The sequence below is a fragment of the Microvirga sp. HBU67558 genome, assembly GCF_018069605.1.
Taxonomy (GTDB): domain Bacteria; phylum Pseudomonadota; class Alphaproteobacteria; order Rhizobiales; family Beijerinckiaceae; genus Microvirga; species Microvirga terrae.
The window spans coordinates 1-426 of the sequence record NZ_JAGPUP010000180.1 but is presented as its reverse complement, the minus strand read 5'-3'; the positions used below and the strand labels follow the sequence as shown (position 1 = coordinate 426).

1 pseudogene is annotated in these 426 nt (G+C 68.8%); it reads right to left on the bottom strand.

What is annotated here, in order from left to right:
- A pseudogene (locus tag KBI52_RS00735) lies at positions 1-296 on the bottom strand (magnesium transporter); the annotation flags it as partial.
- Positions 297-426 lie beyond the last annotated feature (130 nt).

Below are 426 nucleotides of genomic sequence, written 5' to 3'. Positions count from 1 at the left end.
GTCAGGACGAAGGTGACCTGGGTGCGGGAGGGGCGGCCCTCGGCGACCCCGTTGATGATCACGGCGGTCATGACGAGGGCGTCACGCTCCTGATACAGGCGGGCGGACTCCTCGATCTCGGCCATCTCCTGCCGGGTGGGCACCTGAAGCCCGAGCAGCGCCTCGACGGCCTTCTCCTCCTCGTGCGTGGGATCCAAGAGGTCGATCCAGAGCACGTCGGACGGGGCCGGAAGCGTCGCGCTGTCCTGTGCGAGGCGCACGAGACGGCCCTGGCGCAGGCCATGGAAGTTCATCATCGGGTGGTCCTCAGGCAGGAACGGCTAGCCGCGCGTGGGTTTCGGCGGCGTCACGTGATGGGCGAGGTTGTCCGGTGGGGATGCCACACCTTCGGGATCGAAGGCGACGGCGGCGATGTGCAGGCCGAGG